Origin of the sequence: Proteus vulgaris (assembly GCF_011045815.1) — a bacterium.
Lineage (GTDB): Bacteria > Pseudomonadota > Gammaproteobacteria > Enterobacterales > Enterobacteriaceae > Proteus > Proteus vulgaris_B.
The window spans coordinates 2,339,596-2,356,708 of the sequence record NZ_CP047344.1 but is presented as its reverse complement, the minus strand read 5'-3'; the positions used below and the strand labels follow the sequence as shown (position 1 = coordinate 2,356,708).

Genomic DNA, 17,113 nt, shown 5'->3' with positions numbered 1-17,113 from the left:
CCCCGCTACTTTTGAGTCAAATTTTAGCGGCTAAATTAACTCATAGAAAAAATTCATCTCGAACAGATGAAAGCGCCTTAGATACGGTTTGGTGAATTATGTGCTGACCAGTGTACTCTGAAAGTTCTTGAGCTATCTCTTTTTGACTAAGCTTTCTTTGTTTCAAAACTAGCATTCTTTTCTTGTTATCAGTGATCCTCGAATCGACCATTCTTCGAGCTATGTTTCGAATTTTGTCAATATCACCGGAAGAAATCATAGTTCCTTCATTAGTCAGAGAATCCGAAATCTCATGTAAGCGATGGAGCATAGTTGTATCGACTTTTATTTGATTGCCAAATGTTTTGCGTACATAGTTCATATAAGCTTCAGCTTGTTCTGACGTGACCATTTTCCCCTGAAGGTAGAGATAGAAATATTCGTCTATGAGTTCATCACCTGACATAGCATTACGCTTATCTGGTTTGGCTACTTGTCGGCGTAATCTTAATACTTCGGTTTCAAACTGATTTTGAGAGCGTTTTGCTCGTTTATAAGCCGAAGTATTATTTTTCTTTTGTTTATGGAGTGAGCAAAAATTATGGCTTAGAGCCATTAATTTTATATCGTCTAGATCTTTATATTGAATGATATTCTTATCTAATGATTCTATAAATGACGTTAATTCTGTTTTTTCGCCGCAGAACTCACATAAAGTCTGCTTTCTAGTAGTATTAATTTTTACATCAGTTGAGTACTCTTGGAATTTCGGCCGTCTTAGATAACACATCCAAACTAGATTTATTATTGCTTCTAAAGTGGCGATGAATCGTCTATCTGTTTCAGTGCCAGAACTATTGTATTCGATGAAAAATGCTAGATGTCTTTTTATTTCCTTATGGGCTTCTTGAAAACCTAACTCTTTAATCAATAAGCTTAAAGATATCTTTTTGTCTTGTTTTGGAAAGAAATATTGATACTTCTCAGGAAGATTATTAATAAACCTTGAAATGCTATTGTCTAATGATTTGTGAATTAAGTTAATAATATTCCTACGCGTAGAGTACTGAGAATATGGCCCCCATTCCCCCCGGAATCTTTTGATAGCCTGAGATACAAACTCATCACAGCCTTTATCTATGATTAAAAAATTGTATAAGCCTAAGCGCTTTGCTGCATCTTTTTCTGACTCAATACTATCCATATCATTATCCAGTCTCAACATGCGATTTTTATAAAGTTTCACTATAAGAATTTATCTGTTAATTGGCAATAAAAGGAAATGTCTTGTAATGGCATGCTAAGGCTAGCATTCATATTCCACCTTTCTGTCCTGAATCTAAGATTAAACTTTTATCGTGTTTGGCATGATTAAACCTCTTACAGCAAGTAGAGGTATTACCATGCATGAACTAGCACATAAGACACTGATTAATAGAAAAACATTACTGCGTATGGTTCCGCTATCTGATCGAACCATCTATAACCTGGAACAGCGTGGGGAGTTCCCTCGCCGTATTGTTCTGACCAGCCGAAGTGTTGCTTGGGACCTAGCTGAGGTTGAGAACTGGATAGAAGAAAAACGTAGGTCTGCGTTAAAAGCCGCAAGACCTGGTTTTATTTGGTAAGTCTGAGTCCACATGACGATTAAAGATGTAACGGATGTTCAGGCTAAGGGAACCACTCGGCGAAAAAGTGCCTCGGTTACCAGCGGTAAGCTAGAGATCAGCACGAAATATATCGACAACATCATAGCAATCCAGGAGCGCAGTGCTCAGGAGGCGAATGAACTCGGTTTTATCGCTCGGCTTCTGATTCAAGCAACTATACCGCATAGTAAGCCCAAATCGAATGAGTGGAGCCGCAAGAATGGTCATTTCACAATGCACATGATGGCCCCCTCATCTGTAGGTTTGCCTTACGGTTGCTATGCACGTTTGTTGTTGGTTTGGGTCAGTACACAAGCAGTGAGAAATAAGTCAAGACTGGACAGTGGTTTTATCACTGAACAGGAAGCACGCAAGCTTGATCTGGGACATTCTCAAAGACGTTTTATGGAAGAGCTAGGGCTAGGTTCAACTGGAGGCGAAAATGGAACCATTGGTCCTTTTCGAGAACAAATGCGGCGATTATTTAAAACGACGATCAGTGTTAGCTATACAGAGCTAAATGATGAAAGTGGATATATTTGTGAAGATGAAACTGGAGCCAGAGTTGCTGATATTTCCCATATTTGGTGGAGTACGAAGCAACCTGATCAAGATTCACTATGGGAATCTTGGGTGGAACTGTCGCCTAAATTTTTTCAATTGATTACTGATAAACCGGTCCCTCTGGATATGAGAGTGTTGCGGTTGATTAAGCGTTCTCCGATGGCTTTAGACATATATTGTTGGGCGACTTATCGGGTGAGTTACTTAAAGCGAGCCACAATTATTCCGTGGTCAGGTTTGATGGAGCAAATGGGGTCTAATTATGCCAATGTAAAAAGCTTTAAGCAGCGGTTTAAGGATGGACTGAAAAAGGTACAGCAGGCATGGCCAGAGCTAGATGCTATTCCAACCGAAAAAGGGTTGCTTTTGAAGCCTAGTGCTCCTCAAGTACCTCGTCAGACAAAGCGACAGGTTTCACGGGATATTGAAGTGTGATGAAACAGTATGTACGCACCATTCTTGATGTTAGTAAGCCTGGGTGTTTAGAAAGTTATCCACGCATGTTCTGTTTCCCTTTAAAGGGGGGATTTTGCGCATGTTCTGTTTCTGGCTGCGCATGTTTTGTTTCTGAGTGCGCATGTTCTGTTTCTAGAAAGACTAAAAAGCTTTTTAATAACATGTGGTTGCAGAACCCCCTATAGTCTTTCCTGTAGGTATACCTATATAAAAAAATAAACCTGTAGTTGACCAAACAAATATTGTGGATAACTTTGATCAATAAGTTGCTCAAAAGTGTCAATGAAATCATTTTTGGGGAAGTTATGTATTTTTAACTTTATGAAAATAAAATGTTTTTATTTTTTTCTCCTTGGCGTTTAAACATTTATTGACACTTGAGGGGCAGTCAAACACGAAGGCTTTGAATTTACTCTAGGGCGGACAGTGTTAAGAAAGCGATGTTTGTCTGTGTCGTGATCAAAACTGTCAATGAAATCATTTTTTTGGAAGTTATGTGTTTTTAACTTTATGAAAATAAAATGTTTTTATTTTTTCTCCTTGGCGTCTAAACATTCATTGACACTTGAGGGGCAGTTAAGTACGAAGACTTTGAATTTAGCCTAGAGCGGAAAGTGCTAGGAAAGCTGTGTTTTTCTGTGTCGTGATATTGAGTAAAGCCAATACACATAAATTGCTGTAAGGCCGCTATTTTAGCGCTATTCAGTCGCTATAAGTACGCTGTCATACCGCTATAAGTGTCTGACTTATCAGGTAAACATGGTTTACACAGGAATAAACAGTTAAATGCAGAGAAATGCACAAGGGCATGCATAACTTTCCGTGATAAAACCAAAGTTGAAATGCGGGCAGGATGTGTGAAGTAGGCACACCATGCAAGCATGGCGAAGCCTCTTCACTTTGGACTTATTCGCACCTTCGGAGCTCAACGTTAATCCTGCCCTGCGGGGCCAGAGATAGGAGGCAAAGCATGGGGAACAGCACGAACAAGATCACTCGAAAAAATAGCCCACCGATTAAGGTTTACTGTTTGCCAGAGGAGCGTGAGTTGATCGAATCGCTGTCTGTGCAAGCAGGTCTTAGTACTTCTACTTATCTACGTGAAGTCGGCCAAGGTTATCGCATTCAAGGTATTACCGATGTAGAACAGGTACGCGAACTGGTAAGAGTGAATGGTGACTTAGGGCGTTTGGGTGGTTTGCTTAAGTTATGGCTTAGTAATGATGCCAAGGTAGCGAATGTGGGAGTCAATACAATCTTAGCGGTGCTTAATCGTATTGAAGCGACACAAGATCAAATGAGCTCGCTTATGGAATCCATTCTTCGCCCGAGGGTCGATCAATGATAGTCAAGCACGTACCGATGCGTTCGCAAGGTAAATCTGACTTTGCGGGCTTGGTGAATTACATCACCGATCACCAGAGCAAAGAGCATCGACTTGGTAACGTTCGTTTAAATAACTGTGAAGCGAAAACCGTGCGCGATGCGATCAGCGAAGTGTTAGCAACTCAATTCGCGAACACCCGAGCGAAGAGTGATAAAACCTATCATCTAATCGTGAGCTTCCCAAGTGGCGAACAGTTAGAAGCAAATACCTTGGCCGCGATAGAAGAGCGCATTTGCCAAGGCTTAGGTTATGGAGAACATCAGAGTGTCAGCGCTGTGCACAACGATACGGACAATCAACATATCCATATCGCGATCAATAAAATCCATCCCACGCGAAATACAATCCATGAGCCTTATTACCCACATAAAAAGCTAGCGGAAATGTGCGAGGCCATCGAGCAGGATTTTGGTTTGCAGCCGGATAATCACATACCGCGCAAGCGTGGGGCGGAATCACGTGCGATGGATATGGAGCGACATTCGGGTATTGAAAGCTTAGTGGGGTGGGTGAAGCGCGAATGTATGGACGAGATTAAATCAGCCAATAGCTGGCAGGCGTTGCACCAAGTCATGCAGGACAATGGTTTGCAGTTAAGAACCAGAGGAAATGGTCTAGTGATCGTTGCTGACGGTGAAGCGATCATCAAAGCGAGCACCTTGGGACGTGAGTTTTCTAAATCCAAACTCGAAGCGCGCCTTGGTCCCTTTGAAGCGACTGCATCGGATTCTGTTAAGCCGAGCCGCCAATATACACACCGACCTGTTCGATTGAAGGTGGATACCACCGAGCTATATGCCCGTTATCAATCAGAGCAGAAACGTGCTGCAGCGAGTAAGTCGCAAGCCCTCGAACAGGCCCGCCGTGATAAAGATCGACAGATTGAAAACGCCAAGAGGAAAGGGCGTGGCCGTCGCGCAGCGATTAAGTTAACCGGTAGTAATAAGCTTACTAAGAAGCTTTTGTACAAACAGGCCAGCGATGCATTGAAAAGCGATCTTGAGAGCATTCACAAGCGTTACCAAGAGCAACGGCAAACGATATATCAAAGCAATAAACGCCAAGCCTGGGCGGATTGGTTAAAGAGCCAGGCATTGCAGGGAGATGGTGAAGCCCTCAAAGCGCTACGTAGCCGAGAGGCTGCACAAAAGCTTAAAGGCAATACCCTCAAAGGAGATGCCGTTCAGGCCGAGCTCAAAGCAACGGTCGATACGATTACGAAAAAAGGCACCATTATTTATCGAGTAGGTAACAGCGCTGTGCGTGATGACGGTGAGCGTCTACAAGTGTCGACGGCTTCCAACCAAACCAGTGTCTTAGCTGCGCTAAAGGTAGCAATGGAGCGTTACGGTAATCGTATTACCGTGACTGGTTCGCCTGAGTTCAAGGCGCGAGTAATCAAGGCGACGGTAGATGGCAATCTGTCTATCAAATTTGCCGATCAAGGACTAGAACGCCGTCGTCAGGCATTAATGACCCAGAATAAAAGGGCCAAGCGGTCTGATAAGCCTGGCGTGTTACCGATTGGCAAAGTGCCACCTTCACGCCGTGGCTGGTTGCAGAATCTCTCTCAGCTAGAAGTCTTAGCTATACAGTCAGGCCCTGTAACTGAAAAAGCGGCGGTCATGCCAGTACTAGAGCAGCGTAAAGCTAAGCTCCAAGCTGAGCAGGCAGCTAAAAAGGCGAAACGACAACATAAGAGCCGATCACGTTGATGTGATGGCAAAGGAATCGACGGAAGCCCTAACCGCTTCGGTTGGTAATAACACCGATGTTTAACCCTATTTGGCCGCGCGTTTACGGTGTCGCGCAGGTCGGGCGCCGGGATAGTAAGTGGCGAGCTATCTCTGAAAAGGCCCACATTCACCGCTGGCATACAGGTTGGTGAATGCAACTTTTAGTCATAACCACTAAGAGTAATTAACTATGCTAAAACGAAAAATTTTAGCGGCTAAAATTCCCGTGCTTGCCATCTCCTTGGCGTTAAACCTTTCTAATCCTGTATATGCGGGGATTCCGGTTGCTGATGGTACGAATCTAGTTCAGAACATCATGTCGGCAATGGAAGCTGTTACACAGACTGCTAAACAAATTCAGCAGTATCAAACCCAGTTGCAGCAGTACGAAAATATGCTGCAAAACTCGATGGCCCCGGCTTCTTATATTTGGGACCAGGCGCAGCGCACCATCAACGATCTGAACCAGGCGACCAACACGCTCGCCTATTACCAGAACCAGCTTGGCAGCCTCGATGCTTACTTAGGCAAGTTCCAGGACGTGGCCTATTACCGCAGCTCTCCTTGTTTCTCGGCGGCGGGGTGCAGCGATGCAGAACGGGCCGCAATGACCGAGAACCGACGCCTTGCGTCTGAATCGCAGAAAAAGGCCAACGACGCACTGTTTAGGAGTCTGGAACAGCAGCAAGATAACTTGGAAGCCGATGCCCGTCAGCTTAATCGCCTGCAATCTGGTGCTCAGAGCGCGGACGGCCAATTGGCGGCCATTGGCTACGCTAACCAGCTTGCTAGCAACCAGGCCAACCAGCTCCTGCAAATCCGCAGCCTGCTGATCGCTCAGCAGAATGCTGTTGGCACTCGAATGCAGGCGGATGCTGACCGCGAAGCTCAATATCAAGCGTCCCGTGAAAGGTTGTTTGATATGGGCGAGCCAACCGACCGTTCGGAAAACAAGGGGTTTTAATTATGAAAAATATCACACGAACTTTTATCGTTAGTGCGTTGGTCTCCTTCGTTCTGGTGGGATGCGGTGAAGATGACGGGCCCAAGCCTGCAACGATCGACTGTGACAACCCAAACCTGACGAAAGAGCAGAGGGAAGAAGGGAACTGTCTTTGGGATATGGGCGAACCCACTGATCGCTCCAAGAACAAGGGGTTCTAACCATGAACAAGATATTCATTCGACTTGTGATGCTCCTGGCAGTTTTACTGACTTCGCAAACTGCGTCAGCGGCCATTGATCCTAATGGTGTCTTGGATGAAGTGGCCGTGCGTTTCATGACGGCCAGTGCTACTTGGGGCACGGTAATTACAAACTATGCCGCCTGGCTATTCTGGACGCTGGGTACGATATCCCTTGTTTGGACTGGCGGGACCTTAATCCTTAAACAAGCGGATATAAGGGAGTTTTTTGCCGAGTTCGTCCGCTTCATCCTGACGTTTGGTTTCTTTCTTTGGTTGCTCAGAAACGGCCCAGACTTTGCGACGTCAATCATCGACTCATTGAGAATGATCGGTGCTCAAGCCGGTGGCCTTTCGAGAGACCTAACCCCGTCAGAGCCTATTAGTATTGCGTTCGACATTATTGTGAAAGCTGGTGAGTCCTACAGCATCACAAGCCCGATAGATAACTTGTCTATCTTCTTAATCACGCTGGCAATTTTGGCCTGTATGGCGGTAGTGGCGGCCAATGTGTTGTTGGCCTTGGTGACGGCTTGGATATTGATCTATGCCGGTGTCTTCGTGCTGGGGTTTGGTGGTTCGCGTTGGACTTCAGATATAGCAATCAACTACTTCAAAAGCGTATTGGGCGTTGCTTTGAAGTTGATGACAATGACGTTGCTCATTGGTATTGCCATGTCGATCATGGACGGTTTCTATGCCGATCTATCTAATGATGCCCCTATGCGTGAACTGCTGGTGATCTTTGTCGTTTCACTGGTTCTTGTGATGCTCATTCACTCGGTTCCCAATGTGGTCGCCAGCCTGGTTCCTGGAGGCGGCGCGGCGGCAGGTGCTGGCAGTATCAGTGCCGGAGCGATGGCCGGAGCGGCTGTTGCCACTGGCGGTATGGCTGCCGGTGCAGCAATGGCTACTGCCGGCGGTGCGTCTGCTATTCAGGCTGCATTTGCAAAAGCAGGTGAGAACGTAGCGAACAATACTGACGTTATGTCGAGCCTTGGCGGAGCAATCAGTGGCAGTGGCGATTCTGATGAGGCTGGCTCCTTCTCCCAAGCTTCCGGCCAATCTTCTAGCGGTGGCCAATCCTCTGGCGGTTTTAAAGGTAGCGCTGTAAAAGCGGGGCGTATTGCAGCGGATACCGGTGCGAATTTGATGAAGGGAATGGGGGATATGGCCGGGGATAGAATCAGCGGCACTGCTGGAGGCCGTCTAGCTAGCTCGATCCGAAACAGCACGAAAGATGACGGGGATAGCGATGACCAGGAGGGCGACTGACGACGCTTCCCCTGCATTTGACAACGATAGCTTGGGCGGTGTGGGTACTGGCTGGATGAATCAAACAGGCGGCTTTGATGGCCTATCCAGTGAGGACCAAAAAGAAGCCCGCCAAGCGCACGCAGAATGGCAAGAGCGTGACCCGGAAAAGCACACCTTCGATGTTGAGGACTACGTGTCGTATGCCCAGGAACGCCAGCAGGAGCGCAACGAAGAGGTTGCCAGTTTTGTTAAAAAGAGTCGTATGGCCTAACTAGATAAGGATTACTGATTATGGAGTTTAGCTTTCCACCTCAAAACCTTGCGGAGGTATTTGGTTTCTTCGCAGGGATGTTCATTGTGATGCTGGCCTTCTATTTTTTGGGGCAGTGGCTGCACAGCACCGGACACGGCCCGAAGATGAAAGACATTGCCGACAAAATGGAGGTATTCCAAAACAGGTTGGCCGGACGTGCTTACAAGGACATGACGAGATCGGTCGATCAAATCGACAAAATGAGACGCTGGCCGTTTGGCCGACGCAAGTAGAACGAAAGTACACGGGCCGGTGATGGTGCACCGGCACGAATTTTCACATACCACCTGTCAGAGAGGTGACGCATGGCAATCACACATAATATCGAAGTTCAGCACGCAATTCATCAGGCAGCAATCAAGCTGGCCTCCCTAGAATTCATTGATCAGGAAACCGCTCAGCAGATTTCGTCTGTCGCAGAAGCGGTCGCCAATATGTTTACGATCCTTTACTACCAGGCTGAAACTGGCCGAGCGACGCCGGAGGACTTCGAGCAGGCGTTGGACACTATCCGGCTGGTGACAAGTAACTGAGGCAAAAGCTGATGAACGATAAGGCAAAACGAATACGAGGAAAAGCAGTACATCTATCAAGGTGTACTGCCTGTCCGAGGAAAGAAATTAATTGAGGTGTAGCCAAAGGCGAGCTGGTGTGAGGCACAAAGCCCCATTTCTGCTGGCAACACGTTATTAGAAGTAAAGCATCAAGAACATGAAATTGAATAACCTCATATAGTTATGATATAGTTATAGAGCTCTTTAGCTTAGGACGAATCCGTCTAGTCGGGTGTTTAGCCAGACTCTAATTTATTGAACGGTTTTATGGTTGCGATAGGTTCGCAACCTGATCTCCTCACTCCGTTCGTCAATCAGGTTGCGAACCTATCGCTTCCTCTAGTAAAGAGTTGAGCCCAAAGCCCAAGAGTGTTGCTTTTGGGCTTTTTTATGGGATTAGGTATGACTTTGATAGAGCAGTTAGCATTAGAGCTGAAAAAGAGTGAAGACGAAGTCGGTCGCTTTCTCCAGAGTGCGCCTAAAAGGTATAAAGTCTATACTATTCCAAAGCGTACTTCTGGGCACCGTGTTATAGCTCAGCCTTCTAAAGAGTTGAAAGAGTATCAGCGTAAGTTTCTGGAAATACAACAGTTACCTATCCATGGTTCAGCTATGGCTTATAGGAAAGGTCTGGGTATCAAGCAAAATGCAATTGCTCATAAAAATAATCCTTACCTACTTAAGCTTGATCTCGAAAATTTTTTTAATTCTATCTCTACTAAGCTCTTTTGGGAGGTTTGGAAGTCAATATTGCCTCTTCCCACTAACCAAGACATGCAAACTTTAGACAATTTACTTTTCTGGTCCCCAAGTAAAACAACAGGAGGTGCCCTAGTTCTTAGTATAGGAGCACCAAGCTCTCCACTAATATCTAATTTCTTCATGTATCAATTTGATTGTGTTGTCAGCAATATGTGCGCTGAAAAAGAAATTATTTATACGCGGTATGCTGATGACTTGACATTCTCGACCAAGCACAAGGATTCTCTTTTTGTCGTTCCTAAGCTTGTAAAAGAAAAGCTGGCTGAGTTATTTGGTGGGGCGATAAGAATCAATAGGAAGAAAACTAGGTTTTCATCTAGAGCCCATAATAGACATGTTACAGGTATAACCATTACTAATGATGGCTCTCTTTCCCTAGGAAGAGAGCGCAAAAGATATATCAAACATTTAGTGCACCAAGTTCAATTAAGTAAACTTGATACTGAGGATAGACAACACCTTAGAGGGCTTATTGCTTTTGCAAATCATGTAGAGCCTATGTTTGTTCAATCATTGAAGCGAAAATATACTTCTAAGTTAATTACTCAAATTATTGAGGAATCAAATGGCTAAGTCACAAAAAAATAGAAGCAGAACGGTTAAACACCTCATTCAAAACTCAGATAAAGGTAATTTTCAATCTTCGTATCAGTTGTATCGAAACTACTTTGAAGGTAAGAATGTAGAGCATAAAAATGAGGACTTAGCTTATCAATATTTTAATAAAGTAGAATCTGCGCTTCTTGAAAAGAAACTTGTTTTATCTTCAATGCACCTAACTGATTTTAGAAGGTTTACAGATCTTGATATCTCATTTGATGAAAAAGTTACTGTTCTTATAGGCGCCAACGGCGCTGGCAAAACGAGTGTTGCTGATGCTATTGCGAAGACATTGTCATGGTTGAATAATAATCTGGAAAAAACAGACGTAGTTGGTAGACCTGTTACAGAAAGTGATATCCATGTTGACTCTAAAGAATTCAGTGAAGTAACGACTAAATTTAAATTTGATGATCAGAATACGTTTGATGTAAGTATTGGTAGTACTGTTTTGGGGTATGAGGGGAGTTCTCCTACTGATGTGGTCGATATAAGACAAGTTGCTCATATGTATAAAAGCACTGCCAAAAACCCATCAATACATATCCCACTTTTGGTATTCTATTCAGTTGAACGTTCAGACTTTTCATTATCTTCAACGATTACGGAAACAGCTTCAGGAGACAGTGTCAGCAATAGGTTTTCTGACCTTAAGACCGCTTTGGATGGAAGCGGAAAACTGGAGGATTTTTCTAAGCTTTATATCGAGCTCGTTAATAGGGCAAAAGGTGAAGAGAATAAGGAAGTTCAAGAACTCAAGGTGCAGATCGCAACGTTGCAAGCCACTATTGATGATGTATACGCAGATCAAGCGCCTCCAGAAAATGATGTATTCAATGCCAAGTTAAATGCTAAAAAGCAAGAGTTAGAAAACTTAGTAAAAACTAAATCTTCATTAAAATATCAGCGACATTTAGAGCTAGTCAACCAAGCAATAGAAGCACTTGTTCCAGATGTGAAGAATCTTGAGGTCGACCGCAGTTCAGGAAAAGCCAGACTAATGGTCGATAACTTTGGGAATAGAGTGAATATAGCCCAGCTATCACAAGGTCAGAAAATGTTGGTAGCTCTCTCCGGAGACTTGGCAAGGCGTTTAGTTAAACTAAATCCCGACTCTGACGCCCCTTTACATAGTCATGGAATTGTAGTCATAGATGAAATTGAATTACACCTTCACCCAAAATGGCAACAAGAAATTCTAATAGGTCTTCAAGAGACGTTCCCTAACCTACAGTTCATTGTGACTACTCATAGTCCCCAAGTGCTATCTACTGTAGATAAAGATTGCATTCGTATACTTCGATTTGATGATAGTGGAGTTGCTTTTGTAGACAAACCAAGATTTCAGACCAAAGGTGTGTGCAGCTCTGATGTCTTAGAACAAATTATGCGAACATTTTCTGTACCCCCAGTGTGTGAAGCCAATTGGATTTCTGACTATTCGAGTTTGGTAGCAGAGAACCTTTGGAAGTCGGAGGATGGCATAAAGTTATTCGATAAAATAGTTAAGCATTTCGGCATTGATCATCCTGAGGTTGTGAAAATTAAAGGAAATATTAGAACTCAAGAGTTCAAATTAAAGGCCAGGGCACTAAAAGGAAAGTGATTCTGATGAAGAAATTAGTTCGTGGTGATGCTCCCTTGTGTTTAGCTCAATTTATGCATGGTCGAGATAATTGGTCTGTTATTTCAAACAATGGCTTAACTAACGAAATTTGGGCAAAGCTCCACATCATGCAGCGTGGTTTTTGTGCGTATTGTGAATGTCAGTTACAAGAAGATAATACCAAAAGACATATTGAGCATTTTATTCAAAAGGATCAAAATCCGAGTATGACATTTGACTGGGATAATTTATTTGGTTCATGTAAAAATCCGAATCGTTGCGGGAAGTTCAAAGATGAGGATCCAGAAGCTAAAAAGATAGATCTTACTAAGGTATGCAAACCTGATGTAATGGATCCTAGTGAACTAATACTGTTCCTTAATTCTGGAAAGGTTAGAGCTAAAACAACTCTAACACCGGAAAAAAAAGAGATTGCTGATAACACCATTGCTGTTTTCAATCTTGATGGTGATAGTACACTAGAAAACTCTCGAAAAGCGGCTATTGCGGGAGAAAAAAGTTTGGCAGATAGTTATTGGGAGATGTTGGTTAATGATGATAACGATGAGCTAACTGAACTTTTGGAAACGGAGTTATCTGAAGCATTAGAAAGAATTAAAGCAGTTCAGCATTCAACGGCATTAGAACATTTGTGGGTACATAACGAACAGTTTTAAATGGTTAACCACTCCAACATGAAAAGTCCTAAACGGTTGTCTAAAAAATTATTCTAAAATACACAGCGACAAGTTGGAGAAACAAGGTGGCTAGAGTTACATCGGGACCGCGAATGCTTACTACCGAAGAGAAACAAGAGCTTCGTCGTGATATGCAAGAATCCTCAGCATGGGCCAAAGCCGAACTAAAACGTCGACGAGTTGCAAAAAATCAAAAAAAATCTACGCATGGTACAGATGATGGTATCGAGAAAGGTAGCATTTCTAACTAGCTGTTATTTGGATGTATTTTTTTCTCATTGATATTCGAGTGGGAATAAAATAACGTTTATCAGCAATAGTTGATAAAGGTTAAAAAACCAAGAGCCATCAGTATGTTACTGGTGGCTTTTTTGTTTGGATTTAGAATTGATGGTTGAAATACTACAGTTCGTATACTGATAACAGTATTAAAATCTAGCTTATTAAGTCATTTGACTATTTTAAATTTTGTTATCATTTAAATTTATTTTTTATGAATAATATATTTTTATAATGTTGAGGACTTTCAATGCAAAAAATACTGTTTCTATTAATGATAATGACTTCTTTTGGTGCTAATGCCTTTAATTGGCAATACTCTGAAAAGAAAGATGAATTGAGAGATACATCTTTTTATTTTTCTGGTAATTTATCTAGTAATATAAATAATTTAGGTTTCCCTTATGAAGAAAACCAACTTAGAATAATTTTAAGAAAACATTTAGATACACAATATGTACTTCTTGAAATGATAAATGGACAATTTTATTGTGGTGAATTAACTGAATATGAGAATTGCCAATTTTCAATTAAATTTGATAATAATGAAATATTGAGTAAGGAATATCTCCCTCAACAAGGTGGAGATAATATTGTTTTTGTTTTTGAACCTCAGGTGTTTTTTGAACAACTAAAAAATGCAAATAAAGCAATTATTGAACTAAATGCGTATCAAGGTGGTAAAGTTCAATATAAATTCGATTTATCAGGGCTCGATATAGAAAAATCACATTTCCAATAATATTAACATATAAGAATAGCTTTCATGACGAATGCTATTCTTGATATTTTAAATATACCATCAAACTCCACCATCAATAATCTTCCTTAATTCTTTTCTTATATTACCTCCAAACCATGTACTATTATCAATAATAACTATACCTTCAGTTTTATCTGCTAAAATAAATTCTGTCTTAATATTTCTCTTATTTAATAATATCTATATATGTTGTAAATAACGGTGTTTACCAGTAAACCAATTTTTATTAATGGTAAGTAATTTAATGGTGTTGGTATATCCACATTCTAGTCATTGTTTTAAATTAAGTAATGCGATTTTGTTTTCTTTAGAAAAAAAAGTAGGGCGAAGAAGATAAAACTGATAGCCAGCAGCTTGGGTATCATAAATATCTTGCAGAAAATTCTTGACGCTTTCTCCACTGGCAATGATATCAATTCTACCCGTGAAGGTGTCCACTAAATAGGTATTTACACTAACATAACAATGCTCTAGTTGATTATAAGTTACATAACGCTCAGAGTTACAATGGATTATCCAAAAATCTTGTTTAGGCGATAACTCACAAGAATAAATAGCAAATCGTTCACCACAATGTGATGAATGACAGTGATTAAGAACGATATCTTGTGCTTGTTGTGAGGTTATTATTTTAATTTATAAACCACCTAATTACACATGTATAAAATAAAAAATTGCTAAGTTTGTATTGGATTATGTCTGTGTTATAACCATAGAATATTAGCGTTAAGATGTAAATTAATGAAAAAATAACAAATAGGAGATAAGGACATCATGCATAATGAGATTTTAAAAAAACTTCCACAGATAGAGCAAGAGTATCAGGTAAAACTACTCTATGTTGCTGAAAGTGGTAGTCGAGCTTGGGGATTTGCCTCAACAGATAGTGATTATGATGTGCGAGGTATTTTTATACAGCCTCGCAATGCTTATCTTTCTATTGATAAACCTAAAGAAACCTTCGAATGGATAGAAAATAGTTGGTTTGATGTAGGCGCTTGGGATATTACCAAAGCTCTACACTTATTACGCAAATCGAATTGTATATTATTAGAGTGGCTCCAATCGCCAATAATTTATCAACAATATCCTAATGTTCAAAAAGAGTTATTTGAGTTTGCAAAACTTTATTATCAACCAAAAGTGATTGTTCATCATTACAGAGGAATTGCTAAAGTTGTGAGTGGATATTCTCCTGAAAATAACGCTAAAAATGAGATTAGTGCAGAACCAATAAAATTAAAAAAATGGTTCTATATGCTACGCTCTCTTTTATCCGCATATTGGACAGTGAAAACGAGCAACATTCCGCCTATGGAATTGGATAAGCTGATAAAAGTTTTAACTATCGAAGAACAAAAAGCTATCAAAGAATTAGTGGAATTTAAATCAGACAAAGATGAGCATTTTACTTGGGTACCAACGGAAACAATGCAACATCTAATCCTTTTTTTATGGCAGGAAACAGATGTGCAATTAGCAAAGCGAGAAATACCAGACAATGATGTTTTAAATAATTGGTTTAGGAAAAAATTAGATGAAACTGACAATTGAAGACATAAGGCCTTACCTTTTATTTGAAAGCATTGCAGGAAGCCGTTCGCATAATCTTGCGACAGAAACATCAGATACAGATATTAAAGGTGTGTTTTACCTCCCTAAAGATCTTTTCTATGGATTGGAGTACACACCACAAGTTAGCAATAAAACCAATGATATAGTCTATTATGAACTTGGTCGATTTATTGAATTGTTATGTGCTTCGAATCCAAATATTTTAGAACTATTGAATTCACCAGAACAAGTCGTTATTTATCGACACCCATTAATGTCATTAATAAAGCCAGAGTGGTTTTTATCTAAAACCTGCATTCAAACATTTGTTCATTACGCTGAAGGACAAATTAAGAAATCTCAAGGATTAAATAAAAAGATCGTCAATCCAGTCGAAAAGCAATTAAAGACTATTCTAGATTTTTGTTATGTAATTGAAGGTGGAAAAATAATACAAGTTAATTCTTGGTTAGATCGCCGTCACTGGAAACAAGAGCAACTGGGGTTAGCTAAATTAGCTCATGCTCAAGATTTATATGCAATGTATTATGATAATACTTCTCTTTTTCAGGGGATCATTAAAAAAGAGAATAGCAATGATGTATTGTTAAGCAGTATTCCAAAAGAAGCTAAGGTGCAGGGTTATCTGAGTTTTAATAAGGAAGGGTATAGCGCATACCGTAAGCAATACCACGATTACTGGCGGTGGGTTGAGCAACGTAATGATGCACGTTACCAGCAAAATATTGATCACGGGCGAAGTTACGATAGTAAAAATATGATGCATACATTTAGATTGTTGTATGTTGCATTAGGTATTGCACAAGAAAACAAGGTAAAAGTTTGGTGTGATAATAGAGATGAATTATTAGCAATTAAAGCCGGCCAATTTAGTTATGATGAATTATTACGGCGTAGCGAAATTCTGATAAGAGATATTCAAAATGCATTTAAATTAAGTTGTTTACCTGAAGAAATTAATTATCAATCAGCAAAATCAGCACTGGTAAATATTAGAAAAGAACTTTATAAACTATAGATGAATAAATTAATCAAGAGCTTAATATCCCTTACATAATGTAAGGGATATGCTATTTATTAATAATTTAGTTATAAATTAGTCTAATAACTATTTATAAAATAGCGTTAACGTATAAAAATTTAATTAGTCGCAAGATACTCTGGGTAAGCATCTGTCAGCTTCATATATATACGTTTATTCTCTGCTTTTTTTCTAAAATCTTGCTTTAAACAGACTAGAGCCATATTTTTTAGCTCAGTAGGTAAGTTCTCAGCATCTATAGAGGCAATAATGGAAAAACGCACTTTCTTTTTAGACCGACTTAAATTATAAGGTAAACCTAAAATACGTCTTGCGACTCTGTTTGTTTTCACAACTCACTCCTTTTCATGTGTAATTTAGAGAAAGCGTATTGAGTATAGCAGATAATAACGAGAATAAGATGTTGGTAAATTCATAAAATTAGAATTTAAGGCTGTTTATCTTCTGTTTTTAAAAAATAGAGAATGAAAATATAAAATAATTATTTTTTATGATTTTTTATAAACAAGCTAATATTCAATATTATTTCTATAAAAGATTGAATGCTTATGACTATTTATATGTAAATATTTAAAGATGCTCATTAATAATAAAATATATTTAATATTAACGTGACTACACTTGTCTAAGAATTGAGATGCCAATGTGTTTTTATTTACAAGCCATTATCATTTTCGTAAAAATAATTTAAAAAATAGTATAAAAGCTA

At 40.4% G+C, this 17,113-nt stretch carries 19 protein-coding genes; 17 read left to right on the top strand and 2 right to left on the bottom strand.

Annotated elements, in window-relative coordinates; translation table 11 throughout:
- Nucleotides 1-40: 40 nt before the first annotated feature.
- Entirely contained in the window at nt 41-1,183 is a 1,143-nt protein-coding gene (locus GTH24_RS11155) for a hypothetical protein (RefSeq protein WP_102138712.1), read from the bottom strand.
- 163 nt (nt 1,184-1,346) lie between these two features.
- Between GTH24_RS11155 and GTH24_RS11150 the strand changes: the two genes are divergently transcribed.
- The 17 genes from GTH24_RS11150 to GTH24_RS11070 all read left to right on the top strand — a co-directional run bounded on the left by GTH24_RS11150 (nt 1,347) and on the right by GTH24_RS11070 (nt 16,380).
- Entirely contained in the window at nt 1,347-1,607 is a 261-nt protein-coding gene (locus GTH24_RS11150; protein WP_427911257.1) for a helix-turn-helix transcriptional regulator, read from the top strand.
- 12 nt (nt 1,608-1,619) lie between these two features.
- Entirely contained in the window at nt 1,620-2,627 is a 1,008-nt protein-coding gene (locus GTH24_RS11145; RefSeq protein ID WP_102138710.1) for a replication protein RepA, read from the top strand.
- A gap of 991 nt (nt 2,628-3,618) precedes the next feature.
- A complete protein-coding gene (gene traJ, locus GTH24_RS11140; RefSeq protein ID WP_102138709.1) occupies nt 3,619-3,993 on the top strand; it encodes a conjugal transfer transcriptional regulator TraJ in 375 nt (124 codons plus the stop codon).
- The gene (gene traI, locus GTH24_RS11135; protein WP_102138708.1) at nt 3,990-5,750 is read left to right on the top strand and encodes a TraI/MobA(P) family conjugative relaxase; all 1,761 of its coding nucleotides are present in this window, start codon (nt 3,990-3,992) and stop codon (nt 5,748-5,750) included. The genes traJ and traI overlap by 4 nt, the downstream gene beginning before the upstream one ends.
- Before the next feature lie 211 nt (nt 5,751-5,961).
- Nucleotides 5,962-6,735 (top strand): P-type conjugative transfer protein TrbJ, encoded by a 774-nt coding sequence (trbJ, locus tag GTH24_RS11130; RefSeq protein WP_102138707.1) that lies wholly within the window; start codon nt 5,962-5,964, stop codon nt 6,733-6,735.
- A gap of 2 nt (nt 6,736-6,737) precedes the next feature.
- A complete protein-coding gene (locus tag GTH24_RS11125) occupies nt 6,738-6,935 on the top strand; it encodes a hypothetical protein (RefSeq protein ID WP_102138706.1) in 198 nt (65 codons plus the stop codon).
- Nucleotides 6,936-6,937: 2 nt separating this feature from the next.
- Complete coding sequence (gene trbL / locus GTH24_RS11120; RefSeq protein ID WP_102138705.1) at nt 6,938-8,230, top strand: P-type conjugative transfer protein TrbL; 1,293 nt, start codon at nt 6,938-6,940, stop codon at nt 8,228-8,230.
- Nucleotides 8,231-8,285: 55 nt separating this feature from the next.
- Nucleotides 8,286-8,483: a conjugal transfer protein TrbL gene (locus GTH24_RS22170; RefSeq protein WP_231619285.1), complete on the top strand. Its 198-nt coding sequence runs from the start codon at nt 8,286-8,288 to the stop codon at nt 8,481-8,483.
- A gap of 20 nt (nt 8,484-8,503) precedes the next feature.
- A complete protein-coding gene (locus GTH24_RS11110; RefSeq protein ID WP_102138703.1) occupies nt 8,504-8,758 on the top strand; it encodes a hypothetical protein in 255 nt (84 codons plus the stop codon).
- Nucleotides 8,759-8,830: 72 nt separating this feature from the next.
- Nucleotides 8,831-9,058 (top strand): type I toxin-antitoxin system ptaRNA1 family toxin, encoded by a 228-nt coding sequence (locus GTH24_RS11105; RefSeq protein ID WP_102138702.1) that lies wholly within the window; start codon nt 8,831-8,833, stop codon nt 9,056-9,058.
- A 411-nt stretch (nt 9,059-9,469) separates the two neighbouring features.
- Nucleotides 9,470-10,414, top strand: a complete 945-nt coding sequence (locus GTH24_RS11100) for a retron St85 family RNA-directed DNA polymerase (protein WP_231619286.1) — start codon at nt 9,470-9,472, stop codon at nt 10,412-10,414.
- Nucleotides 10,407-12,047 carry a retron Ec78 anti-phage system effector ATPase PtuA gene (gene ptuA, locus GTH24_RS11095; protein WP_111759692.1) on the top strand — a complete coding sequence of 547 codons (1,641 nt, stop codon included), beginning with the start codon at nt 10,407-10,409 and terminating at the stop codon, nt 12,045-12,047. The genes GTH24_RS11100 and ptuA overlap by 8 nt, the downstream gene beginning before the upstream one ends.
- A gap of 5 nt (nt 12,048-12,052) precedes the next feature.
- On the top strand, nt 12,053-12,724 hold the full coding sequence (ptuB, locus tag GTH24_RS11090; protein WP_102138699.1) for a retron Ec78 anti-phage system effector HNH endonuclease PtuB: 672 nt from the start codon (nt 12,053-12,055) through the stop codon (nt 12,722-12,724).
- A 113-nt stretch (nt 12,725-12,837) separates the two neighbouring features.
- Entirely contained in the window at nt 12,838-12,996 is a 159-nt protein-coding gene (locus GTH24_RS11085; RefSeq protein WP_164526410.1) for a hypothetical protein, read from the top strand.
- Nucleotides 12,997-13,274: 278 nt separating this feature from the next.
- Complete coding sequence (locus GTH24_RS11080; RefSeq protein ID WP_072068354.1) at nt 13,275-13,766, top strand: hypothetical protein; 492 nt, start codon at nt 13,275-13,277, stop codon at nt 13,764-13,766.
- A 795-nt stretch (nt 13,767-14,561) separates the two neighbouring features.
- Nucleotides 14,562-15,341, top strand: a complete 780-nt coding sequence (locus tag GTH24_RS11075) for a nucleotidyltransferase domain-containing protein (RefSeq protein ID WP_164526409.1) — start codon at nt 14,562-14,564, stop codon at nt 15,339-15,341.
- Entirely contained in the window at nt 15,325-16,380 is a 1,056-nt protein-coding gene (locus GTH24_RS11070) for a DNA polymerase beta superfamily protein (protein WP_164526408.1), read from the top strand. Before GTH24_RS11075 ends, GTH24_RS11070 begins: the two co-directional genes overlap by 17 nt.
- A 122-nt stretch (nt 16,381-16,502) precedes the next feature.
- Here the strand turns inward: GTH24_RS11070 and sra are convergent, their stop codons facing one another.
- Nucleotides 16,503-16,736, bottom strand: coding sequence for a stationary-phase-induced ribosome-associated protein (gene sra, locus GTH24_RS11065; protein ID WP_072068351.1), 234 nt, complete (start codon nt 16,734-16,736; stop codon nt 16,503-16,505).
- Between the last annotated feature and the right edge of the window lie 377 nt (nt 16,737-17,113).